This window comes from Flavobacterium sp. (assembly GCF_032153895.1).
In the GTDB taxonomy this organism is placed as follows: domain Bacteria; phylum Bacteroidota; class Bacteroidia; order Flavobacteriales; family Flavobacteriaceae; genus Flavobacterium.
In genome coordinates this window covers 12,002-36,755 of record NZ_JALDYN010000022.1, presented here as the reverse complement: position 1 = coordinate 36,755, position 24,754 = coordinate 12,002, and the positions used below count along the sequence as shown (strand labels likewise).

28 protein-coding genes are annotated in these 24,754 nt (G+C 35.6%); 10 read left to right on the top strand and 18 right to left on the bottom strand.

Translation table 11 applies throughout. From position 1 onward, the window contains the following. From RUH60_RS08635 to bshA, 3 genes are all read left to right on the top strand, one after another. Positions 1 to 1,087 (top strand): serine hydrolase (locus RUH60_RS08635; protein WP_313807395.1); only part of this gene is annotated, 1,087 nt, incomplete at its 5' end. Positions 1,088 to 1,106: 19 nt separating this feature from the next. After that, positions 1,107 to 1,577 (top strand): DUF1801 domain-containing protein, encoded by a 471-nt coding sequence (locus RUH60_RS08630; protein ID WP_313807393.1) that lies wholly within the window; start codon positions 1,107 to 1,109, stop codon positions 1,575 to 1,577. Positions 1,578 to 1,667: 90 nt separating this feature from the next. After that, entirely contained in the window at positions 1,668 to 2,819 is a 1,152-nt protein-coding gene (gene bshA / locus RUH60_RS08625) for an N-acetyl-alpha-D-glucosaminyl L-malate synthase BshA (RefSeq protein WP_313807391.1), read from the top strand. Positions 2,820 to 2,855: 36 nt separating this feature from the next. Here the strand turns inward: bshA and RUH60_RS08620 are convergent, their stop codons facing one another. From RUH60_RS08620 to RUH60_RS08610, 3 genes are all read right to left on the bottom strand, one after another. Next, positions 2,856 to 3,353 (bottom strand): hypothetical protein, encoded by a 498-nt coding sequence (locus RUH60_RS08620; RefSeq protein WP_313807389.1) that lies wholly within the window; start codon positions 3,351 to 3,353, stop codon positions 2,856 to 2,858. Between the two features lie 107 nt (positions 3,354 to 3,460). Continuing rightward, entirely contained in the window at positions 3,461 to 4,252 is a 792-nt protein-coding gene (locus RUH60_RS08615; protein WP_313807387.1) for a hypothetical protein, read from the bottom strand. A 45-nt stretch (positions 4,253 to 4,297) separates the two neighbouring features. After that, on the bottom strand, positions 4,298 to 5,128 hold the full coding sequence (locus RUH60_RS08610; RefSeq protein WP_313807385.1) for a UDP-2,3-diacylglucosamine diphosphatase: 831 nt from the start codon (positions 5,126 to 5,128) through the stop codon (positions 4,298 to 4,300). 148 nt (positions 5,129 to 5,276) lie between these two features. Here RUH60_RS08610 and aroC point away from each other — a divergent pair, with 148 nt between their 5' ends. Together aroC and RUH60_RS08600 are read left to right on the top strand one after the other, a co-directional pair. Beyond that, complete coding sequence (aroC, locus tag RUH60_RS08605; RefSeq protein WP_313807383.1) at positions 5,277 to 6,326, top strand: chorismate synthase; 1,050 nt, start codon at positions 5,277 to 5,279, stop codon at positions 6,324 to 6,326. 47 nt (positions 6,327 to 6,373) lie between these two features. Continuing rightward, on the top strand, positions 6,374 to 7,429 hold the full coding sequence (locus tag RUH60_RS08600) for a T9SS type A sorting domain-containing protein (protein WP_313807381.1): 1,056 nt from the start codon (positions 6,374 to 6,376) through the stop codon (positions 7,427 to 7,429). Positions 7,430 to 7,478: 49 nt separating this feature from the next. On the opposite strand, the gene RUH60_RS08595 is transcribed toward RUH60_RS08600, so the two are convergent. After that, positions 7,479 to 7,895 carry a thiol-disulfide oxidoreductase DCC family protein gene (locus RUH60_RS08595; RefSeq protein WP_313807379.1) on the bottom strand — a complete coding sequence of 139 codons (417 nt, stop codon included), beginning with the start codon at positions 7,893 to 7,895 and terminating at the stop codon, positions 7,479 to 7,481. A gap of 1 nt (position 7,896) precedes the next feature. Continuing rightward, on the bottom strand, positions 7,897 to 10,068 hold the full coding sequence (locus RUH60_RS08590; RefSeq protein ID WP_313807377.1) for an endonuclease MutS2: 2,172 nt from the start codon (positions 10,066 to 10,068) through the stop codon (positions 7,897 to 7,899). 73 nt (positions 10,069 to 10,141) lie between these two features. On the opposite strand from RUH60_RS08590, the gene ung reads away from it, so the two are divergent. Then, the gene (gene ung, locus RUH60_RS08585; RefSeq protein WP_313807375.1) at positions 10,142 to 10,810 is read left to right on the top strand and encodes a uracil-DNA glycosylase; all 669 of its coding nucleotides are present in this window, start codon (positions 10,142 to 10,144) and stop codon (positions 10,808 to 10,810) included. Between the two features lie 32 nt (positions 10,811 to 10,842). Here ung and RUH60_RS08580 read toward each other — a convergent pair whose 3' ends face one another. From RUH60_RS08580 to RUH60_RS08540, 9 genes are all read right to left on the bottom strand, one after another. Beyond that, on the bottom strand, positions 10,843 to 11,391 hold the full coding sequence (locus RUH60_RS08580) for a hypothetical protein (protein ID WP_313807373.1): 549 nt from the start codon (positions 11,389 to 11,391) through the stop codon (positions 10,843 to 10,845). Positions 11,392 to 11,402: 11 nt separating this feature from the next. Further along, positions 11,403 to 11,990 carry a hypothetical protein gene (locus RUH60_RS08575; protein ID WP_313807371.1) on the bottom strand — a complete coding sequence of 196 codons (588 nt, stop codon included), beginning with the start codon at positions 11,988 to 11,990 and terminating at the stop codon, positions 11,403 to 11,405. A 48-nt stretch (positions 11,991 to 12,038) separates the two neighbouring features. Next, positions 12,039 to 12,971, bottom strand: a complete 933-nt coding sequence (locus RUH60_RS08570; RefSeq protein WP_313807369.1) for a transglutaminase — start codon at positions 12,969 to 12,971, stop codon at positions 12,039 to 12,041. 13 nt (positions 12,972 to 12,984) lie between these two features. Then, positions 12,985 to 13,830: a substrate-binding domain-containing protein gene (locus RUH60_RS08565; protein ID WP_313807367.1), complete on the bottom strand. Its 846-nt coding sequence runs from the start codon at positions 13,828 to 13,830 to the stop codon at positions 12,985 to 12,987. After that, positions 13,830 to 14,366, bottom strand: coding sequence for a GNAT family N-acetyltransferase (locus RUH60_RS08560; protein WP_313807365.1), 537 nt, complete (start codon positions 14,364 to 14,366; stop codon positions 13,830 to 13,832). The genes RUH60_RS08565 and RUH60_RS08560 overlap by 1 nt, the downstream gene beginning before the upstream one ends. A 3-nt stretch (positions 14,367 to 14,369) precedes the next feature. Then, positions 14,370 to 15,242 carry a nucleoside phosphorylase gene (locus RUH60_RS08555; protein WP_313807363.1) on the bottom strand — a complete coding sequence of 291 codons (873 nt, stop codon included), beginning with the start codon at positions 15,240 to 15,242 and terminating at the stop codon, positions 14,370 to 14,372. Between the two features lie 76 nt (positions 15,243 to 15,318). Further along, complete coding sequence (locus RUH60_RS08550; protein WP_313807361.1) at positions 15,319 to 15,651, bottom strand: translation initiation factor; 333 nt, start codon at positions 15,649 to 15,651, stop codon at positions 15,319 to 15,321. A 72-nt stretch (positions 15,652 to 15,723) separates the two neighbouring features. Next, a complete protein-coding gene (locus tag RUH60_RS08545; RefSeq protein ID WP_313807359.1) occupies positions 15,724 to 16,677 on the bottom strand; it encodes a 2-oxoglutarate and iron-dependent oxygenase domain-containing protein in 954 nt (317 codons plus the stop codon). A gap of 108 nt (positions 16,678 to 16,785) precedes the next feature. Continuing rightward, entirely contained in the window at positions 16,786 to 16,944 is a 159-nt protein-coding gene (locus RUH60_RS08540) for a hypothetical protein (protein WP_313807358.1), read from the bottom strand. Positions 16,945 to 17,063: 119 nt separating this feature from the next. On the opposite strand from RUH60_RS08540, the gene RUH60_RS08535 reads away from it, so the two are divergent. After that, positions 17,064 to 19,040: a dehydrogenase E1 component subunit alpha/beta gene (locus RUH60_RS08535; RefSeq protein WP_313807356.1), complete on the top strand. Its 1,977-nt coding sequence runs from the start codon at positions 17,064 to 17,066 to the stop codon at positions 19,038 to 19,040. Positions 19,041 to 19,081: 41 nt separating this feature from the next. Here RUH60_RS08535 and RUH60_RS08530 read toward each other — a convergent pair whose 3' ends face one another. Then, a complete protein-coding gene (locus tag RUH60_RS08530) occupies positions 19,082 to 19,726 on the bottom strand; it encodes a DNA alkylation repair protein (RefSeq protein WP_313807354.1) in 645 nt (214 codons plus the stop codon). Positions 19,727 to 19,737: 11 nt separating this feature from the next. Further along, positions 19,738 to 20,097, bottom strand: coding sequence for a DUF2200 domain-containing protein (locus RUH60_RS08525; protein WP_313807352.1), 360 nt, complete (start codon positions 20,095 to 20,097; stop codon positions 19,738 to 19,740). Positions 20,098 to 20,241: 144 nt separating this feature from the next. Here RUH60_RS08525 and RUH60_RS08520 point away from each other — a divergent pair, with 144 nt between their 5' ends. After that, positions 20,242 to 20,763 (top strand): helix-turn-helix transcriptional regulator, encoded by a 522-nt coding sequence (locus tag RUH60_RS08520; protein ID WP_313807350.1) that lies wholly within the window; start codon positions 20,242 to 20,244, stop codon positions 20,761 to 20,763. Between the two features lie 5 nt (positions 20,764 to 20,768). Here the strand turns inward: RUH60_RS08520 and RUH60_RS08515 are convergent, their stop codons facing one another. Together RUH60_RS08515 and RUH60_RS08510 are read right to left on the bottom strand one after the other, a co-directional pair. After that, positions 20,769 to 21,194, bottom strand: a complete 426-nt coding sequence (locus RUH60_RS08515; RefSeq protein ID WP_313807348.1) for a DUF1801 domain-containing protein — start codon at positions 21,192 to 21,194, stop codon at positions 20,769 to 20,771. Positions 21,195 to 21,206: 12 nt separating this feature from the next. Continuing rightward, a complete protein-coding gene (locus RUH60_RS08510; RefSeq protein WP_313807347.1) occupies positions 21,207 to 21,761 on the bottom strand; it encodes a DUF4256 domain-containing protein in 555 nt (184 codons plus the stop codon). A 163-nt stretch (positions 21,762 to 21,924) separates the two neighbouring features. Between RUH60_RS08510 and RUH60_RS08505 the strand changes: the two genes are divergently transcribed. After that, entirely contained in the window at positions 21,925 to 23,505 is a 1,581-nt protein-coding gene (locus RUH60_RS08505) for an AraC family transcriptional regulator (RefSeq protein ID WP_313807345.1), read from the top strand. A 25-nt stretch (positions 23,506 to 23,530) separates the two neighbouring features. After that, positions 23,531 to 24,637 (top strand): tetratricopeptide repeat protein, encoded by a 1,107-nt coding sequence (locus RUH60_RS08500; protein ID WP_313807343.1) that lies wholly within the window; start codon positions 23,531 to 23,533, stop codon positions 24,635 to 24,637. The last annotated feature ends 117 nt before the right edge of the window (positions 24,638 to 24,754 follow it).

Below are 24,754 nucleotides of genomic sequence, written 5' to 3'. Positions count from 1 at the left end.
GGCCCGAAAAGGTAAAATTGTCTACCAGAAAGCCATCGGATATCACGATTATAAAAACGATACAAAAGTTAGTAATCAGGATGTTTACGATTTAGCATCATTAACTAAAATATTGTCGACTTTACCCAATGTAATGCAGTTGTACGACAAAGGAAAAGTGAAGCTTGATACTAAATTAGGTCAAATGTTACCGTTATTTCAAACTACTGATAAAAAGGATTTAACGTTAAAAGAAATATTGACGCATCAGGCTGGATTACAGGCTTGGATTCCGTTTTATCAAGCCACGTTGGATAGTACAAAACATCCGTCTAAAAAGTATTATCGTAAAACGTATTCCCCAGAATATCCGTTACAAGTTTCTGAAAATTTATTCTTGAGAAAAGATTATCAGGATACCATTATGAAACGCATTGCAGACAGTAAATTGTTGGCAACCAAACAGTACAAATACAGTGATTTTGCTTTCATCATTTTAAAAGATTATCTGGAAAAAACCTACCACAGAAGTTTAGATTTCATCAGTTATCAGAATTTCTACAAACCAATGGGAATGCAATACATGATGTACAATCCGTTGCATCGTTTTGATATGAGCATTATTCCGCCAACTGAAAAAGACGCATATTACCGATATACAAATATTCAGGGTTACGTACACGACATGGGAGCAGCGATGCAAGATGGAGTAGGTGGTCACGCCGGTTTGTTTGCCAATGCTACCGATGTGGCGAAAATGATGCAAATGTACCTGCAGAAAGGAAATTACGCTGGTCATCAGTATTTCTCTGAAAAAACATTCGATGCTTTTAATACGTGTGCTTTTTGTGCAACCGGAAATCGCCGTGGTTTGGGATTTGACAAACCGCAATTAAAAGGAGAAGGACCAACTTGTGGCTGTACTTCTTTATCAAGTTTCGGGCATACAGGATTTACAGGAACGATTGCTTGGGCTGATCCGGATAAAGATTTGGTTTATGTTTTCTTGTCCAACAGAACGTTCCCGGATTCGACTGAAAATAAGTTGTCGAAAAATAATATTCGTGAAGATATTCAGAAGATAATCTATCAGGCTTTGATGGATTAATAACTATTTAGAAGAACAAATGCAATCAGAAGCAAAATCACCAAAAGAGTACATGGAATCCTTGCCGGAAGACCGAAGAGCTGCAATGGAGCAATTACGCAAAGTTTTTTCAGAAAATCTGCCAAAAGGCTTTGAAGAAACTATGAGTTACGGTATGTTAGGTTGGGTAGTTCCGCATTCAATTTATCCCAAAGGCTATCATTGTAACCCGAAAACAGCTTTACCATTCTTGAGTGTCGCTTCTCAGAAAAACTTTATTGCTGTTTATCATATGGGCGTTTATTCGGATCCTAAATTATTGGAATGGTTTACGTCAGAATATCCAAAACACGTAAAAACTAAATTGGATATGGGTAAAAGCTGTATCCGATTTAAAAAACCAGACCAAATTCCTTTTGAATTATTAGGCGAATTGGCTCAAAAAGTTACTGTTGAAGACTGGATTTCCACTTATGAAAGCATTTTAAGCAAAGGTGTAAAGCAAAGTTAATATTATCTAAAAGTAAGGCAATCCCTTACTTTTTTGCTTTAAATTAGTAACGTCTAAACGAAGACACTTACCTAAAACAACAAATAACTAATGAAAATAGCCATCGTTTGCTATCCTACTTTTGGAGGAAGCGGAGTTGTAGCCACAGAATTAGGCTTAGAATTGGCGCGTCGCGGTCACGAAATTCATTTTATCACGTATAGCCAACCGGTTCGATTAGCACTTTTAAATCCGAATATTCATTATCACGAAGTTAATGTTCCCGAATATCCATTATTCCATTATCAGCCATATGAATTAGCCCTTTCCAGTAAGTTGGTGGATATGGTCAAACTGCATAAAATTGAAATTCTGCACGTACATTATGCTATTCCGCACGCTTATGCCGGTTATATGGCGAAACAAATGCTGAAAAGTGAAGGCATCCGAATTCCGATGATTACGACTTTACACGGAACTGACATTACCTTAGTGGGAAATCATCCATTTTACAAGCCGGCAGTAACGTTCAGTATCAACAAATCGGATTATGTAACATCGGTTTCCCAAAGTTTAAAAGATGATACTTATAAACTTTTTGATGTAAAGAAAGATATCGAAGTAATTCCGAATTTTATTGAAATAGACAAAGAGCGAACAGATATAAATTCTCAATGTCATCGTTCGTTGATGGCTACGAAAGAAGAAAAAATCATCACACATATCAGTAATTTCAGAAAGGTAAAGCGCATTCCGGATGTGGTGAAAGTGTTTTACGAAATTCAGAAGCAAATTCCTTCCAAGTTGATGATGGTAGGGGAAGGGCCAGAAAAAGAAGTAGCTGAAAAAATGTGCAACGAACTGAATATTTCCGATAAAGTGATTTTCTTCGGAAACAGTAATGAAATCGATAAGATTTTATGCTATTCGGACTTGTTTTTATTGCCTTCAGAAACCGAAAGCTTTGGATTAGCCGCATTGGAAGCCATGGCATCCGGTGTTCCTGTAATTTCTAGTAATTCGGGTGGATTGCCTGAAGTGAACAAACAAGGTTTTTCGGGATATTTAAGTAATGTTGGCGATGTTACCGAAATGGCTAAAAATGCGATTACTATTCTGTCTGATGATACTCGTTTATTAGAATTCAAGAAAAACGCTTTAAATGTTGCCAAAGAATTTGATTTACAAGCTATTATGCCAATCTACGAAGACTTATATCAGAGGGCTTTGAAAAAATATGAAAATAAAAACCTGGTTGGTTAAATAAAAAAAGCCCTGAAATTTCAGGGCTTTTTTTATTTAGAATCTGTAACGGATACCTAACGCGATGTCTGGTCCGAAATTGTCTTCTCTCCAATCGTCTGAATTGAAATATAACTCAGGTCTGAAGTCTAATGATAATTGTAATGGGATATCAAAGTTGTATTCGATACCGATGTCACCAGCAACAAATAAACCTAATCCGCTGTCATCACCATCATATCCTGGAGGCGCATCAAAACTCCAGCTAGCGAATCCACCACCAACACCTGCATACCAGTTGAAACCTCCATCGATGTTCCAAACCCATTGATATAAACCAGCCAATTTGATAGCATCAACATCATTGCTGTTTCTCCAACCTAAATCTAACTCTAAACGGTTGTTGCTCCCTAAACCTCTTTGGTAAGAAACCTCTCCACCAAAACCATCATTATCACCTAAACGTAAACCTAATGCATTTTTCGAAATGTCCTGTGCTTGTACACTGAATGCTACACCAAGTAACATTACTGCTGAATAAAATAACTTTTTCATAGTTGCTAATTGTTATAATTATATTACAAATTTATACATCTTGTAAGAATGATGGCTTATATTTTAAAACAAATTTCTTACACAATTTACATTTTGTTTAAAATGAGTTAGTTGTAAGTGTCTAAAAACTCTTCCTGAGTTTGGGTTCCGGATACAGGAATTCCTAACTGATTAGCCGCGTCCTCGTTGATAGTATAGGATGTAACCGTATTCACGTAAACTACACCAATATTGTCAGCAATATATTGTGTTGAAACCAAAACATCCTGAGAATCCATTATTGTAATTGGGATTGTTGTTCCAGGAATAGTGGTTGTAGCACTTGCATTAAGTTCAATAATAGCAGTTTTAACATTTGTATATATATCACCATTTGGAGAAGTAAACGTTGCTATTGAAGTTCCACCTTTAGAAGTCAAAGTATAATTAATCGTAACTGGGAATCCATTATAAGTTTCTTGAAATGAATCTGATTTAGTAGACAGAACTGCTCCAGTTTGTGCATTTTTCTTGAAAATAATGAAGTCTGAAAGCGATAAGTCTAAATCAATCGGTAATTGTTGACCAGCACCTACAGATAAATCTCCAGATAGTAAAAGTTTATTATCTGATTCACGAACCCCATTATTCCTCAAAGATGACGAATAAAAACCAGTAGCTACATCATCTTTTACTTTGAATTTTTTATACGTCTTACTGGCAATTATTGTATCACCGGAAATATAAAGCGAATCTCTGAAGTTGTTTGTTCCGTCTGTAACATCATAAGTCCAGTACTTACCAGTTGTAAGCGGAACAGTAAAATTTACAGGTGTATTGTCTTCACCTCCAGAATCGTCAGAAGAACAGGAGAAAAAAGAAAAGCAGATAATACTTAGAGCAAAAAGTTTTGTTTTCATAATAGTATGTTAGTTTCTGCTAATATACTAAAAATGATTTTTTAATTACTTTTCTGTTAAAATTTTAGAGATAACAAGCTTTTCATAGAGACTTTCTTCCATTTCAAAGTATTCAGTTTCTTCATCTTGAACAGCAGATTTTTCATGACGATACAGTTTCCATCGTTTTTTATTGTATTCTAAAGCTGTTAAATTTTCAATCCAATCCCCTGAATTTAAATAAGTTGTAGTTCCCTTTTTATTACTTTTTTCTTCAATTTTCGGTTCATGAATGTGTCCGCAAACTACATAATCATAGTGTTTGTCAATGGCTAAGTCGATGGCAGCTGTTTCAAAATCAGAGATAAATTTCACCGCTTTTTTTACACTGGCTTTGATTTTTTTTGAAAGAGAATAGGGTTCTTTTCCCATTCGAACCAAAATCCAGTTAATAAATCGATTGAGTAAAATCAGATAATCGTATCCAATTCCTCCAAGTTTAGCAATCCATTTGGCTTGATTTACAGAGTTATCAAAAATATCACCATGGAAAAACCAGGCTTTCTTTCCGTCGATTTCCAAAACCAATTTATCGAGAATGGAAAAGTTTCCCATTTTAGTATCACTGAACTTTCGTAACATTTCGTCGTGATTTCCGGTGATGTAGTAAACCGTTGTTCCTTTAGAGGTGAAATCAATGATTTTTCGGATTACTTTAAGATGTGATTTCGGAAAGTAGGATTTTCGGAACTGCCAGATATCAATAATATCCCCATTGAGAATCAATATTTTAGGCTTAATTGATTTTAAATAATCGAATAATTCTTTAGCATGACATCCATAAGTGCCTAAATGAACGTCTGATATAACTACAATTTCAACAGCTCTTTTTTTCAAACATCTAATTTTGAGAACAAAAGAAAAAATTGAGTTTAAATATATCATTATCAGAATATTATCAAATCATTGATTTTGCATTCTGATTGTACAAAATTACGTTTTATATAAAATTGAAAAAACTTACATTTGTTTAAAATATTCAGACATGGCAGGCAATACTTTTGGAAATACTTTTAAACTGATGACTTTCGGAGAATCGCACGGAGAAGCAATTGGCGGAATAATCGATGGTTGTCCTCCGGGATTAGAACTTGATTTTGAGTTTATTCAGAAAGAATTAGACCGAAGAAAGCCAGGTCAATCTGCAATTGTTACTCAAAGAAAAGAATCGGATACGGTTCAGTTTTTGTCTGGTATTTTCGAAGGAAAGACAACCGGAACACCAATCGGTTTTGTTATTCCGAATGAAAATCAGAAGTCTGATGATTATTCCCATATTAAAGATACTTATCGTCCAAGCCACGCGGATTATGTCTACGAAAAGAAATATGGAATTAGAGATTATCGTGGCGGTGGAAGGAGTTCCGCAAGAGAAACAGCGAGTAGAGTAGTGGTGGGAGCGATTGCTAAACAGTTAATGCCGGAAATAAAAATCAATGCTTTTGTTTCTTCTGTAGGAGATATTTTTATTGACAAACCGTACCAGGCTTTAGATTTTTCCTTAACTGAAAGCAATGCTGTTCGATGTCCGGATTTGGCAACAGCCGTAAAAATGGAAGAATATATCAAGCAAATCCGTAAAGAAGGTGATACCGTTGGCGGAACAATTACCTGTGTGATTCAAAATGTTCCGATTGGTTTAGGTGAACCGGTTTTTGATAAACTCCACGCAGAATTAGGAAAAGCCATGTTGTCTATAAACGCCGTAAAAGGTTTCGAATACGGAAGCGGTTTCTGTGGAGCCAAAATGAAAGGAAGTGAGCATAACGATTTATTCAATCCGGATGGAACTACAAAATCGAACTTATCTGGCGGTATTCAAGGTGGAATTTCCAATGGAATGGATATTTACTTCAGAGTAGCTTTCAAACCTGTAGCCACACTGATGCAAAAACAGGAAGTACTTGATAATAAAGGTAATATCATTGAACAACAAGGTAAAGGAAGACACGATCCATGTGTGGTACCGAGAGCGGTTGTTATTGTTGAAGCAATGGCAGCTTTGGTGTTGGCTAATTTTTATAAGAAAATTTAACTTTTTTGTTTCTTTAAATTGATGTAGCTTTGAAAAAAAATAATAATATGAAAAGAAAATTACTTTTAATTTCAACTTTTGTAAGTTGTATAGCAACAGCTCAAGTTTTACAAACTGAGAACTTTAATGGATTAACAGTTGGTAATGTAGGTACTGATATTACGGGTGTTACTGCAGGACAAGGTTCTTGGTTTACATTTTCTACTAACGGAACAGCTCCTACAACATCTACAAATGCCGGGAATGCAAATTTTCAGATTGTAGCTAGTGGAAATAATTCATCCAACGGTTTGCTTTTTCAAGGACCTAACGGAGATAAAGGATCAAGATTTATGTGGAAAGATGGACTTCCTGCTGCATGGGCTGGGAGAACAACCGGAAACAATATTATTGAAGTTGAATATGATTTTTTTACAGGTTCAACAACTACAAGTACAGCTCAATCCGGAATAAGGCTTTTTGGAATGGACGGTACTAATTCAAGGGTATTATGTGGATATGTTTATAATTCAAATACTAGACTTTTACAAGGAGTTGCTTATTTAAATAATGGGGGAGTATTTAATACTTTTTTAATTACATTACAAACTGGCGGTCTTATTCTTAATGCAGACACTTGGTATAGAATTGGATTTGGATATGATACAACAACTGGTGAGCCGTATTGGAAATTTAACTCAAGTCCTTCTGTTTCAGTAAACCCTGTTAATTTTGCTGGCCCTTTCCAACCCGAAGAAGTTGATTTTGTAATGGGAGTTCCAAATACAAATACAGTATCTTCAAACATTACTTTTGATAATTATGTTTCAAGAGCATCAAATACTGACACATTGTTGGGGACAAATGATTTTAACTCTTTATCAGCTTCGAAATTTACAGTTTATCCAAATCCAGTTAATAATATTGTAAACATTTCGAATACAGCAAACATTCAAATCGAAAAAGTTTCTCTTACTGATGTTAACGGACGAATTGTTAAAACTGTTAATGCAGGTTCACTAACAGATGTTCAGGTTAATGTTTCAGAATTAAATTCAGGAGTTTACTTCATGAACATTGAAACTAACGAAGGTTCCGCAACTAAGAAAATTGTTAAGCAATAATAATTTGCAGACGATATAAAATTAAAGCCTCGATTAATCGAGGCTTTTTTTATTCTAAAAACTTAGCTTTGAGTTCAGGAGTCGGAATCATACAGCTTTCTTTTTTGCCATACCATTTGTAACGGTTTCTAGCTACAAAATCATAACCGATATTCTTCAACCAATTCGGAAATACAGAAAACAATCCTAAAGCTGTGTATATTCCGCCGATAGTTTTTGCAATCTGAATTCCTGCTTCGGCTTTTACATAGTAAGCTACACCAGGTTCGTACAAGATGATACTATCTGTTTTACTTGTATCAACACCAATATGTTTGGCAATTTCTTTCCCTAATTCAGATTGTAACGCTACAAAACGAAAAACATCGTTCTTGTCGGCTTTAATAACTTTCTGAACCGTTGCATCACACAAATTGCAGACGCCATCAAAAAGGATGATTTTTTTATCTTTTGGTAATTGTTCCATGTTATTTCATTCGTTCTACTAGTTCCAAACTGTCCAAATCTACTTTTGAAGTAAAAATACCGTAGTTCACCGTGGCTTTGTTTTTTTCAATCAAATCAATACTTCCAACAGCTTTTCCGTCGATCATACGAACTCTGTCGCCAACTTTTAAAGGAATCTTTGGCTTATTAGCTTCTTCTTTTATCGCTTTGATTTTCTTTTCTTTTTTCTCTTTTCGGATTTCTTCGACTTTCTCTTTGACTTCTTCAATTACTTGTTTCTGAACAACTTCCTTGGCTTTTTTCTCTTTAGCGGTAATCTTCTTCCGTTTAGAATTTTCAATTTCCACCATTTTTAAAAATTCACCGATAAGTTCTTTTTTGTTCTTGTTGTTAAAATATTTCTCAGAGATATCATCAATCTTCTGTCCCATATATACCAAACGCTGATTTGCATCAAATAATTCCTGATAACTTTCCAGTTTCTGCTGAATTTTAGTGTTGATGTTTTCCATCTTTTTGCTTTCTTCACGAGCCCGAGTTTCTTCTTCTTTCAGGTTTTGCGACGTTTTTTCAAGTTTGGAACGTTCTTTTTGAAGGTTCGCAATCGTTTTATCAAAACGCACTTTTTCGCCTTCAACTTTCTTTTTCGCTCGATTAATCAAACCATAAGGAATACCGTTTTTCTGCGCTACTTCAAAGGTGAAAGAACTTCCGGCTTGTCCTAAATGCAGTTTGTACATCGGTTCTAATGATTTTTCGTCAAAAAGCATGTTCGCGTTGGTGGCGAAAGGCAATTCGTTGGCCAAAATCTTCAGATTGGTGTAATGCGTCGTGATAATTCCGAAGGCTTCTCTTTCGTAAAATTCTTCGAGAAAAACCTCGGCTAAAGCACCACCTAATTCCGGATCGGAGCCTGTACCGAATTCATCAATTAAGAACAAAGTCTTGGCATTACATTTCTTTAGGAAGTAATTCATGTTCTTCAATCGGTAACTGTAGGTACTTAGGTGATTTTCAATGGATTGATTATCTCCGATGTCCGTCAGAATTCTGTCAAACAAAAAAGTTTCACTTCGCTCGTGAACGGGAATCAGCATGCCGCATTGCAACATCAATTGCAACAATCCGATGGTTTTTAAAGTGATACTTTTTCCGCCGGCGTTGGGTCCTGAAATGACAATAATTCGGCTTTCATTCTCCAATTCAATGGTTTGCGGATAGGTCGGTTTATTTTTAGTTTTATTGTTTAAAAACAGAATAGGATGGAAAGCATCCCTGAAATACAAACGTTTTTCCGTTGTAATATTCGGTAAAATTCCATTGATTTTGTTGGCATAACGTGCTTTTCCGGCAATGACATCAACATCACTCAAAAAATCCTGATACTGGTGTAAAAGGTCTGTATACGGACGAATGGTATTGGTTAATTGCTTTAAAATTCGGGTAATTTCTTCGCGTTCTTCGTATTCGTAATTACTTAATTCTCTGGAATAACGCAGTGTAGCTTCAGGTTCAATATAAGCGATACTTCCTGTTTTAGAACTGCCTAAAATCGTTCCTTTTACTTTTTTACGATACATTGCCAAAACCGCTAAAACCCTGCGATTATCGACAATGGTTTCGCGAATATCATCCAAATAACCCAAACTGTTGTAACTCGATAAGGCAACCCCAAAACTCTGGTTGATTTTCCCTCGAACCAAATTCATGTTCTTGCGAATTTCTAATAAAGTAGGCGAGGCACTGTCTTTAATTTCTCCGTATTTGTCTAAAACTTCGTCAATTTTCTGAATGACGAATTTAGTCAGTTCAATTTCGGAGGCTTTTTCATTCAATTTTGGGTAATAATCGTCAAATTTTCGAAGGAAAAGCAATAATGTATTCGAGGTTTCCGATAATGTTGCAATCTTTTTAAAACTTCCCACTTCCAGAAAACTGTCTTCAATAGCAAGAAATTTTAATTCTGTAGTGATTTCATCAAAATAATGATTCGGAATCGCGTTATTATTGGTGTAAGAGGAAACATATTCTGAGGTTTGCTGTAAGACATCCATCAGTATAGCTTTCTCTTTTAAGGGTTTTATGTTCAGTGCTTTTTGTTTTCCTAATTCGGTTGTACACAAATCGGAAACCGTTTCCAGCACAGTGGTAAATTCTAAATCCTGTAAAGTTTTATCGTTAATTGAAATCATTCTGTTGTATCAAAGCATCAAAGTTACAAAGTAGCAAAGAATCAAAGTACTTATATTTGTAAAAAATAGCAAAATGTTTACCGAAAATATAGCGTCTTCGTGGAAACCTTTTTTTTCTGCAGAATCCAGTAAAGATTATTTTCCAAAACTCATTGAGAACGTAATTTCTGAATACGATAATGAAACCTGTTTTCCTCCTAAAGACTTAATTTTTAATGCTTTTAAGCAATGTTCGTTTGAAGATGTGAAAGTGGTTATTATCGGACAGGATCCGTATCATGGCGAAGGCGAGGCAAACGGTTTAGCTTTTTCGGTAAATGACACTGTAAAAATTCCTCCTTCGCTAGTCAATATTTATAAAGAAATCAATACTGAATTTGATCGTATTTTGATGCCGACATCAGGCAATTTAGAACGTTGGGCGCAGCAAGGTGTTTTGCTTCTCAACGCCACATTAACGGTTAGAAAAGATTTACCCAACAGTCATAAAGATTTGAAATGGCAACAGTTTACCGATGCTGTAATTCGACATCTTTCTGATGAAAAAGAGAATCTGGTATTCTTACTATGGGGCGCTTTTGCTCAAAAGAAAGCGGAATTAATCGATACTTCCAAGCATTTGGTTTTGACTTCCGGACATCCTTCATTTGCAGGTGTTCATAAGAAATGGTTCGGAAACAATCATTTCATACAAACAAACACTTATCTCAAAAAAACTAGCAAAACTGAGATTGACTGGTAAAAAAAAATCCACCTAAAAGGTGGATTTGTATTTTAGTTTACATCGAAATAATAATAACCTTCGCTGTCTATATTATCAGCACTGGTTATAATCGAAATCAACGTTTTATTTTCATCGTTTCGTGAAACTAAGTTGGTTTTCAGTTTGTTACCATCATAAGGCTCTAAACGGAAACGGTATTCACCAGCCACGGCTAGCGGGTAAGACTCATCAAATTCATAGGTTTCAGTTGCTGAAACATACACAATGTCTCCGATACGGAACTCATCTTGGTTTGGAAAAACCGTCTTCCAAACCGAACCGTCTTTTCTTTCCAGATAATAAGCAAATCCAAATGAAGTTGCGCCTGAAGTCTTAAATAAATCTAGTGGGGTAGTCTGTCCCGGTTCTGCTAAATATCTTGAAAAATCAATGGAAAAATTCAAGTTGTCGTTTACAGCATAACCACCGCCCGGAACTTCTATTTTAACCAATTCAGGAATGTCTAAATAAACCGAATTGTAAAACTCGTCGTCATCATTACAAGAAACCAAAGTAATTGATGCAAATAAAGCCAATATAAAGAAATGTATTTTTTTCATAACTGTACTATTTAAAAACGATAACCGAAACTTCCGCCAACTCTTGGAACTAACTCAGGACTTTCATCTGTATTTAGAAGGTTTTTACCCATTCCGACAAACAAATCAACAGCAAATTTATCACTGAAATACAGTTTGTAACCTACCGCTCCACCAAGTGCAATATCAAAATAAGTGTTTTCAACAGCCTGATAATAACCGTTTCCACCTTCAACAAAACGTTCTTGAGTTTTAAACTTTCCACCATTTGCTGATGCAAAAGCTTCTACATAATAATAACTCACCTGACTTTTGGATAAGGAATAACGCACGTAAGGAATAATTTGATATTCCGGTAATGTTCTGTTGAAATTACTCTCGAAATCATCTTTTTTCTTACTGCTTTGCGCTGAAATGGCACTTAAACCAACTGAAAAATCTTTGTTCAAAAAGCGTTCGTAACTTAAATGAATTTTAGTTTCAGTGATTAAAGAAACAACGTCAAAACGGACTTCGTTCTTTTTAAGAGCTATCGGACTTACAACCTCTGTCGAATCCTGCTGTTGTTGAGCAGACACGGTTCCCACAGAAAAAAGAGCCAATAAAAACAGTTTTTTCATAAATCGTTTGTGTTTTTACTTCGTTGCGTAAATATATGAAAAGGAAGTTTAATTGAAGGTTAGCTCCCCAAGAATTTCTTCACTCATAAACGGTCCGCCGGGATATTTTGCTGTATAATCCAGGTTTAGCCAGATTTGTCCGCGTTCGTCTAGATGATAATGGATTTCTTTTCCTTTGGATTCTTCTTTAAAAAGGACTTGCTTTATCAGATAATTGATGTTTTCAAAATCTGCTTTTGTACCCACTAACATTTCGGGATACAAATGACCTCCGGTATGAACAATCCTAGGCGTACCACCTATAGCTCTTACCAAAGCCGAAGTAAAAATAGCATGATCATCACAATCTCCCGAAAAGTGTTGAAGCGATTCGCTGGCGTGGGCAATGTATTCTCGTCCTTTAGGATCATTTACATAATTCCATCGGTTTCTGATTTCTTTAAAAACAGCAAAACACTGAATGATTTGGCGGTATTCGTGATAACCTTTTACATTCTGAAAATGTTTAGTCGTAGCTTTTAAAGCAAAATTTCGAACCTTTGGATTGTTATAATCAACTGCGTCAATAATCTGTGATTTGTTAGGAAAAGGCAATAATTTAGAAATGATAATATCCTGAGGATTAGGGTTTTCGTTCATCGTGTAAATCATCGCTCTGTAATCTTCAACAACGGCAGAAAAACCATATTCTCCAAAAAATGTTCCCCAAGCCAAAGCAATCAGATAGAGAAAAATGCAGATGATGATAATTGTTTTTAAAAGCCTTAAAATCAGCTGAATTATAGTCAAAATCAGAATGAACAATAAAATTCTATCCAGATGCAAAGGCCATTCCGGATCGATTAAAACCTGATGCGCAATAATAAAAACCGGAACCGCAATTAAAATATTCAGTAAAAAAATCACAACAGTATCCCAGGGCTTTGGCAGTGAAAACCGTTCTTTTAGTACCTGGAGTTTTGTTGGGATGGATGGGAGCATTCCGGAAAATGGTTTATTTTACCACTATTTCGTAATTTTTTTTCTTGCTTATCAAATGTAAGTCAAATAATTGGTTTTGAATTTTATCAAAAGTGTTTTTGTCTAATTTCTTTTGCGACCAACGTGTTAATTTTAGCCATTCCTGAATGTCCTCCAATTTTTGATTGTATCGAGTTGCTAAAGTTCTATCTATACTCGGAATGTCTTTAAATTCAATGGTTGTGTTGTTGATGATATCTAAAATCTGTTCTACAACGTGTTTATTGTCTTTCAAAAATTCATTTCGAACGGCAATCACAAAACAGGGCCAAGGAGTAGGGCAATCTGCAATTCTTCGGAAAGTACCATTGTCTACCAAAGGCTTAGTCATGAAACGTTCCCACATGAAATAATCGGCTTGACCGGACGAAAGTGCTTCGACTGCGCCATCAATAGTATTTACAATTTCAAACTGAAGATTTTGGGTATTCCAATTTTGATTTTTAGCATTCACAACTGCCATCAAATGCGAACCGGATCCCATTCTGCTGATAGCCACTTTTGCATTCTCTAAATCAGACAATGTTTGGTATTTCGATTTTGCAGCAACATGAATTCCCCAGATTAAAGGCGATTGCACGTAAACCTGAACTATAGATGAGTCATTTCCGGCCACAATGTCTTTTACAATTCCTTCAGAAAGAATTACAGTAATATCGGTTTCGTTTTCTCGCAACATCTGACACATTTTTCCGGTTCCTTCCAGTACATCAGTCCATTGTAAATCGATGTCTACTTCGTCAAATTCTCCGTTTTCAATACACAAATACCAAGGCAAGTTGAAATGTTCCGGAACGCCTGCAATTCTTACTGTTTTCATTATAATTGATTATATTCTTCTTTGGTAATTTCAAACCAGATACATTCATCTTCTTCATGGAAAAATGTTCCAGTATTCTTCATGCCTAATTTTTCGAGTATTCTTTTTGAACCTTCGTTGCCAATCATAGTGTGTGCGTAAACACTTTTCAGACGCATTTCATTAAAAGCGTAATCTAAACAGGCTTTTGCTGCTTCGTAACCGTAGCCTTTCTGCCAAAAATTCTTGATGAAACGATAGCCTAAATCATAGAAATTCTGATGACCGTTGATGGATTCTTTGTACAATTTCAAACCAGCCCAGCCAATAAACTGATGGTTTTCTTTCAAAAGAACTGCCCAACGACCGATACCGTTTTCTTTATATTGAAGCCGAACAAATTCAATTACATTTTGAGCTTCTTCAATGGTTTTGATCGGATTCTTGCCCAAAAACTCATGCACATCCATATCGGAATCTAAATGAAAAATTCCTTCTTGATCGGAAGGAAGTAATTCACGAATGAGTAAACGTTCGGTTTCTATGATGATTTTCATCTGTTAGCTCACTAATTTGTTTAAAGTATAAACAATCAATTCTTCAACGGTTTGATCAGGTTTTGAACTGAATTCCCCAACCGCTCTGTTGGCAATAATAGCATTCAAAGACAAACAATTATGTCCTAAAAGTTTTCCTAATCCGTAAATAGCCGATGTTTCCATTTCTAAATTGGTCATCTGGGTTCCGTTGTAATTGAAAGCATCCATTTTGTTGTTCAATTGAGGATCCTGAATATTTAAACGCACTACACGACCTTGCGGACCGTAAAATCCCCCAGCAGTTCCGGTAAAACCTTTATGGAATTTATCTGAAAAGATTTTATCTTCTAAATTTGACGCACACGGTACAACAGTTGGGCGGCCTTTTCGTAAATCCCAATTGGTTTGAGCGATAAAAGCATCTTCTAATTCAGTAACCGAATGTTCTTCAATTAAATAGGAGCGAAGCATGTTATCCAATCCAATCGCATATTTACTCATAACCCAGCTGTCAACCGGAATATCTGCTTGTAGAGAACCTGAAGTTCCGATACGAACAATATTCAAAGCTGTATGATTAGGTTTGATTTCGCGAGTAGTTAAATCTACATTAACCAAAGCGTCCAATTCATTGAAAACGATGTCGATATTATCTGGCCCAATTCCTGTAGATTGCACCGTTAAACGTTTTCCTTTATACATTCCGGTTTCAGTTTTGAACTCTCTTTTTTGAGTGGAAAATTCGATGCTGTCAAAATGCTTCGTAATTTTTGAAACACGTTCCTGATCCCCAACAAAGATGATATCATGAGCGATGTTTTCCGGACGCAGATTTAAGTGATACACACTTCCGTCTGGGTTTAATATTAATTCTGATGATTTTATTGTTGCCATAATTTTTCAAGTTTCTGAGTTACTTAGTTGTGTGTTATAGTAGCTCAACTGCGACTGCGACTGCAAACTAAGTTAATTATCCGCCAACGCGTTTTACTTTAAAGCCTTTTTCTTTCAGCATCGTCATGATTTTGTCACGATAATCGCCCTGAATGATAAACGCATTGTCCTTAAAACTGCCGCCAACGCTTAATTTAGTTTTGATTTCTTTCGCTAAAATTTTAAAATCTTCAATTTCACCTTCGTAGCCTTCAATAACCGTATTTACTTTGCCGTTACGCTTTTCGTATTTACAGATAAGTGGTTCTTTTTGGATAAAAAGTTCATGATTTTCCTGCTGAATTGCTTCAGGTTCATTCGATTCTTCGTGGTTGGGAAACAGGTTTTTTAGTTGATCGCGTAAGTCCATCTTAAATAGTCTAAAATTAAAAAGACATCAAGCATAACTCAATGTCTTTTCATAAGAGTATAAAATTAAAGATTATTTTTTAATTAATCCTAAATCTACTAAACGTTCGTATAAGAAATCACCGGCAGTGATGTCATCGTACAATTTCGGGTGATCTGCATCAATACAGTTCTCCAAACAATTTAACGACATATCGCCAACCGGGTGCATAAAGAACGGAATGGAAAAACGAGATGTTCCCCATAATTCTCTAGGCGGGTTAACTACTTGGTGAATCGTAGATTTCAATTTATTATTGGTGTGACGCGATAACATATCACCCACATTGATAACCAATTCGTCCGGTTCAGCAATAGCATCAATCCATTGACCATCATGGTTTTGTACCTGTAAGCCTTTACCTTGAGCACCCATTAAAAGTGTAATCAAGTTGATATCACCGTGAGCAGCTGCACGAACGGCGCCGTCTTTCGGTTCATCTGTAATAGGAGGATAGTGGATTGGTCTTAAAATACTGTTTCCGTCTTTGATGTATTTGTCAAAATAGAACTCATCCAAACCAATGTAAATTGCCAAAGCTCTTAAAACATAAATACCTGTTTTTTCAAGCATCTGATAGGCTTCTTTACCTACAGCGTTGAATTTTGGTAATTCTGTAACTGTAACATTTTCAGGATATTCTGATGCGTATTTTGAACCTTCACTTACATACTGACCAAAGTGCCAGAATTCTTTTAAGTCTCCGGCTGAACGTCCTTTGGCATGCTCTTTTCCAAAAGAAACATAACCTCTTTGTCCGCCGATTCCAGGAATTTCGTACTTCTCTTTTACTTCAACGGGAAGGGTAAAGAAATTACGAACTTCACTGTAAAGTTCATCAACTAACTGGTCATCTAAGAAATGACCTTTTAATGCTACGAAGCCGATTTCTTCGTAGGCTTTTCCGATTTCATTTACAAATTTTTGTTTACGTGCCGGATCATCCGACAGGAAATCACGTAAGTCAACACTAGGAATGTTTTGCATTGTACTTAGTTTTTGTTAATAACTTTTTCGGTTTGAAACCATTATAAAAACAAATGTAGAGAATAATTTCCGTAAAAAAATAATAAAGTTGTAAACAATGTGTAAATTTTACTTCTTGTTCTTTTTCTTCTGATTCTCTTTCGTTTCGGTTTCTTCAATTAAAAATTCCGGACGTATTTCATCGCTTTCTAAAAAACAAACAGAAGAACTATTTTTTCTTTGTTCAGGCTGTTTTGAATCCTTTTTATTGACACCTAAAGACTTCATTTTTAATGGGTTATTTTGGTATTGTTGTAATTATTTAAAGTTAGTAACTATTTTGTTAGAATTTAACGATTTGACGTTATTTTTATTATTAATTTTGGGGCGTTTTAAAGCACAATGCAATGAATTTTGACAGAAAAAATCTAACCAACGAGCAATTATTAGATTTATACAAAAAGATATTAAAACCTCGATTGATTGAGGAAAAAATGTTAATCCTTATCCGTCAGGGGAAAGTGTCTAAATGGTTCTCCGGAATCGGGCAGGAAGCTATTTCAGTAGGAATCACTTCAGTTTTGGATAAAGACGAATACATTATGCCAATGCACCGAAATTTAGGTGTATTTACCACAAGAGAAATTCCACTGCACCGTTTGTTCTCGCAATGGCAGGGAAAACGCAACGGATTTACTAAAGGACGTGATCGTTCTTTCCACTTCGGAACTCAGGAATACAATATTATAGGTATGATTTCTCACCTTGGCCCACAAATGGGTGTCGCTGACGGAATAGCCTTAGCCAATAAATTAAAGAAAAACGGAAAAGTAACCGCTGTATTTACAGGTGAAGGCGCAACTTCTGAAGGAGATTTCCACGAAGCCTTAAATGTTGCGTCAGTATGGGATTTACCGGTTTTATTCGTAATTGAAAACAATGGTTACGGATTATCCACGCCAACTAACGAACAATACCGCTGTGCACAATTAGCCGATAGAGGCGTAGGTTACGGAATGGAAAGCCACGTGGTAGACGGAAATAATATCTTAGAAGTTTATAATTTGATTTCAGAATTAAAAGCTTCTATGGTTGATAATCCGCGTCCGGTGTTGTTGGAGTTTATGACGTTCCGTATGCGTGGGCACGAAGAGGCGAGTGGTACGAAATATGTTCCGCAGGAATTGATGGATATGTGGGCTGAAAAAGATCCGGTAGAAAACTACAGAAGCTATTTGAAAGCTACTGCTGTTTTGGAAGATTCAGTTGATGAAGCCATTCGCGCGGAAATTAAAAAAGAAATCGATACTGATTGGGCAAAAGTTCAGGAAGAACCAGCTATAGTTGCCGATTTAGACGAAGAATTAAACGACGTTTACGCTCCGTATTCGTTTGAAAATATTGAGCCGAAAGGCGAAACCGAAAATATCCGAGTAATTGATGCGATCTCTCAGGGATTAAGTCAGTCGATGGAACGTCACGAAAACTTAGTGGTAATGGGACAAGACATCGCTGAATACGGTGGTGCTTTCAAAATTACCGATGGTTTTGTGGATAAATTCGGGAAAGACCGAGTTCGCAATACACCAATCTGCGAAAGTGTAATTGTTTCGGCAGCCAATGGATTGTCAATTAACGGACATAAAGCGGTTGTTGAAATGCAATTCGCCGATTTCGTTTCGACAGGATTCAATCCAATTGTAAACCTATTAGCAAAACAACACTACCGCTGGCAAGAGAAATCCGATGTGGTTGTGCGCATGCCTTGCGGTGGAGGAACTCAGGCAGGACCATTCCACTCACAAACTAACGAAGCTTGGTTTACTAAAACACCGGGTTTAAAAGTAGTTTATCCGGCATTTCCGTATGATGCAAAAGGACTATTAGCAACAGCAATTAACGACCCGAATCCGGTAATGTTCTTCGAGCACAAACAATTGTACCGAAGTGTATATCAGGATGTTCCGAAAGAGTATTACACGTTACCTTTTGGAAAAGCCTCGTTGTTAAAAGAAGGAAATGACGTAACGATTATTTCTTTTGGAGCAGGTGTGCATTGGGCGTTGGAAACTTTAGCAAAACACACTGATATCTCTGCAGAGTTATTAGACTTACGTTCGCTTCAACCGTTAGATTGGGAAGCGATTTACGCTTCAGTTAAGAAAACAAGCCGTGTAATCATTCTTCAGGAAGATACTTTGTTTGGTGGTATAGCTAGTGATATTTCTTCAATGATTATGGAGAATTGTTTCGAACACTTAGATGCACCGGTTAAACGTGTGGGAAGTTTAGAATCTGCAATTCCATTCATGAAATCGTTGGAAGATCAGTATTTACCAAAACAACGTTTTGAAACTGAATTACTGGAATTACTGAAATACTAAATAAAAAATCCCCGACTTGTGTTGGGGATTTTTGTTTCTAATTATTTCTTCAACTTCTCAACCTGCATCGCAATCCATCCAGGCAAGTAATTAGGAGTACAACCTTTATGCACAAATTCGTCTTTGTACAAGCCTAATCGTTCACCTAACGCAACACATCGGGAGCGAAATTGAGGCTCAAAAATTCCGATTTGGGCTGCTGTGAAATTCATCGCCCATTGCACATCGGGGCTTTCTTTTTCCATTTTCTTTTCAATTCCTGAAAGAAGATATTCGGTATTAGGTGGCGGAGTTTGCCCAACCCAACGCAATCGTCCCTGATAATACCAGAAAATGCGTCGTTGTAATGAAGAGCTGCTGTTCTCCCAAGATTCTATCAAAGCAATGGTTTTCTTGTCTTTCATTAACTGATTCGCCATTAGCCAATCTATCAACTGATTTCGCTCGTCTTCATTATGTTTTGCAATATCCGAATCTAGCTGGTTGACAAAATCAGATGTCAGCATTTTTTTATCCATAATGAGGATTGCTAACTGGCGTGCCATGAAATTCTCGGTTGACCAAAATTCTAAGGCTAAGTTCTGGTCTTTTTTAATTTCTTTGGCAATTACACGTAAATCACCAAGTTTACAATCTCTCTTGCTGATTTGCTGATATATGGTATTGGCTTTTGATGAAAGTTTCATACTTTGAATGTTTACTGTCTCAAAATCTTCTCCATCGCTTTTCCTTTCGCCAATTCATCAATCAATTTATCCAAATAACGAATTTGCTGCATGAGTTTGTCTTCAATATCTTCCACACGATAGCCACAGATTACACCGGTAATTTTTGAAGCATTCGGATTGATTTGAGGTGCATTATTGAAGAAATCTTCGAAATTGGTTTTAGCCTCAAGGTGCTTTTGAAAAGTTTGCTCATCATAACCAGTAAGCCAGAAGATGATTTGATGTATTTCATCCTTGGTGCGTCCTTTTTTCTCTGCTTTAGTGATGTAATGTGGATAAACGCCTGCGAAAGACATTTTTAAAACTCGGTTGTAGTTATCGTTGTTCATGATCAGTTATAAATGTACTTTCAAATATACAAAAGGAATACATTTCAGCAAGAGAAAGCAGTTGTGATAAAACTAAGTTAATTTTTTGCTTTTATCACAAAGTTGTGATAAATTCATTTCACAAATTAAAAATTATCACAAGCTATGAAAGGCAAAAAAGAATTGAGAGAAAGCCTTGGAATTACCCAACAAGAAACAGCATTACTGATAGATGCAAAATTAAGTTCGCTCGCAATGTACGAAATAGGAGAGCGGGAGCTAACAACGTATCAATTGCTAGAACTTGCAAAAATGCAAAACTTTGTTCTAAAGAATGAAAGCAAAAAAGAGAAAAATAAATTGGTTCTTCAAGAGAGAAAAAGAGCTAAGGCAATTCTTCAGAAAGAACTTAATGGGTTTGAACTTGAGAAGCTTCTAACTGAACGCAAGTTGCAAGAAGCAAATCAAAAATATCAAAAAGCACTTTCGGCCTTGGTACTTTTAGAGTATCTGGAAAATAATGAAACGCATAAAAAATCTAAGCAACAAGTATTGGCTAAGATAAAAATGTCTGCAGAAATAGCATTGGAGAAATATGGTCCAATACAACTTTCACGATTGAATCTTACACTACAAACACTGAACTTTCAAATTGAAGTTTATCAAAAAGAGATTAATTTGCTTTAAGATTCTTAACAGCGACTATACTTATCCTTCAAAAATTCCATTGAAGCGCTCATCAATCCTTTTAAAACATCAATATTAATATCCGATAATTTGTTCACATAAATACAGGCTTTCCCCATTTTGAATTTGCCCAAACCTTCCAAAAGATGTTCATGCTCCGGTAATCCGGTAAAAACATATAAAGAAATCGCAGCTTTTCGTGGAGAAAATCCTAACATAGGCGCATCGCCTTCGTGACCGCTTTCATATTTGTAATGGTAACTGCCAAAGCCTACAATGGTTGGTCCCCACATTTTAGGTTCGTGACCGGACATTTCCTTCATCAGTTCAATTAAGGCGTAGCTGTCTTCTTTTTTTTGTTCGGTATTGGCGAAAGTGTGTATAAATTTTAATACGTCTTCGTCGGTGTAAACTGTTTTTGTTTTAGCCATAAGTAGTTGAAGTTAAACTTTAAGTATTCCTCTAAAACCTCTTGCTGCATAATAGGATTCTGCTCCATTGTGATATAAAAAAACAGCATCGTAACGTCTGTCGCAGAATAAAGCGCCACCCAATTTACGAATAGCTTCCGGGGTTTGTATCCAGCTGGAGGTTTTTAAATCAAATTTGCCTAATTGTTGCAGTTCACGGTATTGCGTTTCGGTTAGAATTTCAATACCGATTTCGTTGGCTAAAGCTTCTGCATTATTTTGTGGTTTGTGTTCCTTTCTCGATTCTAAAGCGGCTTGATCGTAGCAGATGCTTCTTCGGCCTTTAGGACTTTCGGCGGAACAATCACAGAAAATATATTCATTTGTTTTAGTATCAAATCCGATTACATCTGGTTCGCCACCGGTTTCTTCCATTAAATCTAATGACCAAAGTTTGTTCGGGTTTGCTATGAGTTTTTCTGCAACTTTGTCCCACGAAATACCTTGATGGCGATTCAAATTGGCTTCAAATCGTTTTTGTAAAACACCAAGTAGGGCAGTACTTTGTTCTGAAGTGAGTTTTTTCATCTTATAATGAATTTTATGTCTTTATCCTTACAAATATACCTAAATCGGTAAAGAAATAGTAGGCAGAGAGCAATTAAAAAATAACTTTTAATGTGTGCTTTTAACTTTTTTAACACAAAAAGTTTATAATTCTTCTTAACATTACATTTTATATCTTTGTTGAATGCAATTTAAACCGGTATATCTTTTACTTCTTTTCTTTTGGTTTCAGTTTGGTAACGGACAGGAGGGAAAAGAGTACAACACTGTTTTTGAAAAACAATTACTGAATCCACATTACTCCGGTGAACAAAATATCAGTACTGGCGACTATTTACTTAAGAACGCTATAAATGATTCTCAAAAGGCGCAAGCCTATTTCCTATTGGTTCAAGGTCAAAACAAGTTGGGAGTAATTGAAAAAAGTATTGAAAATTTATTCCTTGCCAAAAAGCTTTCAGAGCAAGAAAATAATGCGTTTTTGAGAGCTTATGCAGAAATTTCATTAAGCCGTCATTGTAATAATTATGGGATTTCCGATAAAGGAAGCACCTATTTAACGGATGCAAAAAACCGTATTGAAGATATTAAGGATAAGAAACAGAAGGCAATCATTGAATCTTTAATTTTAGAATCTGAAGCCAGAGATTTAGTCACTTCAAACAATCTTACGAAAGCTTTGGAATTACTTAAACAACAGGAAGTTTTAAGTAAAAACAATGCTTTGCCTGAAATTTTCCTGACTAATAATAAGAATCTTCAGGGATACTGCTATTATAAAGCAAGTCAGTTTGATTTATCAAAACAATATTTAAATGAAAATTTAGAGATCTTAAAGCGAAATAATGTCTCGGCAAGTTGTTCCATGAAATATGTTAACTACGGATTAGCCTGCATTTCTCTTCAAAAAGGAGCTGCTGATTTTAATAAACATATTGAATTACTGAAACAGGATTTTGCCTGCAAACCAATTTATGAAGTTCTGTGGACTAAAGAGTTACAGGTAATTCTGGCTCAAAAAGGTAAGACAGATTTGGCTTCCATTTATGCTGAAAAAACAAGTCAGTTGGAAGTTCAGGATATAGAAAACAGACGCATTGGCAGAAGTATTATGCTAAGTCAAATTGAAAAAGACAGCGATACTTCTTCGGTGCTTTCCAAAATCTTAAGTACAAAAGGAATTTTGATATTATTGGGCGTTTTGCTGCTAATGATTGCTTTTTACGTTTATAATTCTGTAAAATATAAAAGGGAATACGCTCAGTTCAAAAAGATAATGAGTGAATCGGAAGCCGGAATAAAAACCTATGTTCCGCAAGAAGCTCCAACGATGACTGCAGTTACATCAGACGATGAAAAAGAAGAGGATGAGCTGGGCATGAATCAAAAATCCAAAGAAGCGATTTTGGAGAAATTGAATCAGTTCGAACGAATGGAATTGTATTTGAGTGCAGATATGTCGTTAGAGAAACTTTCCAAATACACTGACGCCAACTCAAAATACGTTCGGGAAATTATTCAGAAGTATAAAAGTAAAAACTACAGTAGTTATATTAACGAATTGCGTATTAATCACGTAATCAATCTTCTGAAAAACAATCCGGAATACTTAAAATATAAAGTAAGTTATTTGGCTGAAATAAGCGGTTTTTCTTCGCATAGTGCTTTTTCGGTTGTATTCCGTTCTGTTGCAGGCTTAAGTCCTAATCAGTTTATCGAATTTTTAAAGAAAGAAAAAAGTCATATTCTAAGAAAATCTTCCTAACTTTAAGGTGGTTAATATTTATTCTATGAGATATTTTTATGTACTGCTATTTTTATTACTGTCCTTAACTATAAGTGCCAATGGTGGAGATGTAGCCGAATATAAAAAGAAACTCACCGAGATAAACCTGTTGGTCTATTCCGATCCTCATAAAGCCATTAAAGAAGGTGTTGTGTGGTCTGAAAAAGCGAATAAGAATCCTGATTACAAGGTTTCTTTCTTGTTGGCGGTTGCCAATGCGTATGCAATTCTAAAAGATCATGAACTTTCTTTTAAATATGCTTTTCAGGCAAAAGAAGTTGCTGATAAAAATGCCAATCCTATAAACAGCGTCAAGGTTTTAGGATTTATCAGTTCACAATACCACAGATTAGAGCTTGACGATAAGGCGATTGAATACTTAGAAGAAGCAGAAAATTTAACAAAAGTAAATCCATTACCGGATTCATTACAGTATTTATCTGGCAACATATTGTTTTTTAAGGGTACTATTCTTAAGGATAAACTCGGAAACGAATATGCGCTTCAAAATTATCTGAAAGCCATTACGATTTTTGAAAAAGATAAGAAGAACAAAACCCTAATTAATTCTCTAGCAATTTTATACGGCAAAGTAGGAGAGATATACATCGAAACTAAACAGCCTGATAAAGCAAAATCGTTTTTTGAAAAAGGACTTTTAAAAGCACAAAGTGTGCATTCTGTAAAAATGGAAGGTAATTCACTTTACGGTCTTGGAAGAGTTCAATCGATTGAAAACAAAACAGAAGAAAGTGTTCAGACTTTTTTAAAAGCGTTGGAGAAAAGTACACAGGCAGATGATACTGCTTTGATAAAAGAAATTTACAAAAGTCTTTACGAAGCGTATTCTAAATTAGGTAATGAAACCGAAAAGAGAAAATACCATCAGCTGTATTTAGACGCCGAAAAAAAAATGCTTTTGAAAGAAGAAAGTACACTGAATACCTTAGTCGAAAAGATTGAAAAGGAAAATCAAAATCAAGAAAAAAAATCAAAAAATTGGATAATTTTTTTAATAATTTCATTACTTCTTTTAGTAGCTGCTTTACTTTTTTTACTCCGAAAACTGATTCAGAAAAGACGTCAGTTAAAGGCTATGTCCCAAAAATAACTTATTATGTAATTTGCTGATTATCAGTATAATTATATTTCATTTTTGCTTTTAAAAAAGTGGAATTTTCCATTTTATCGAAAGTATATCACTTTGAAGATACATACACTTAACGCT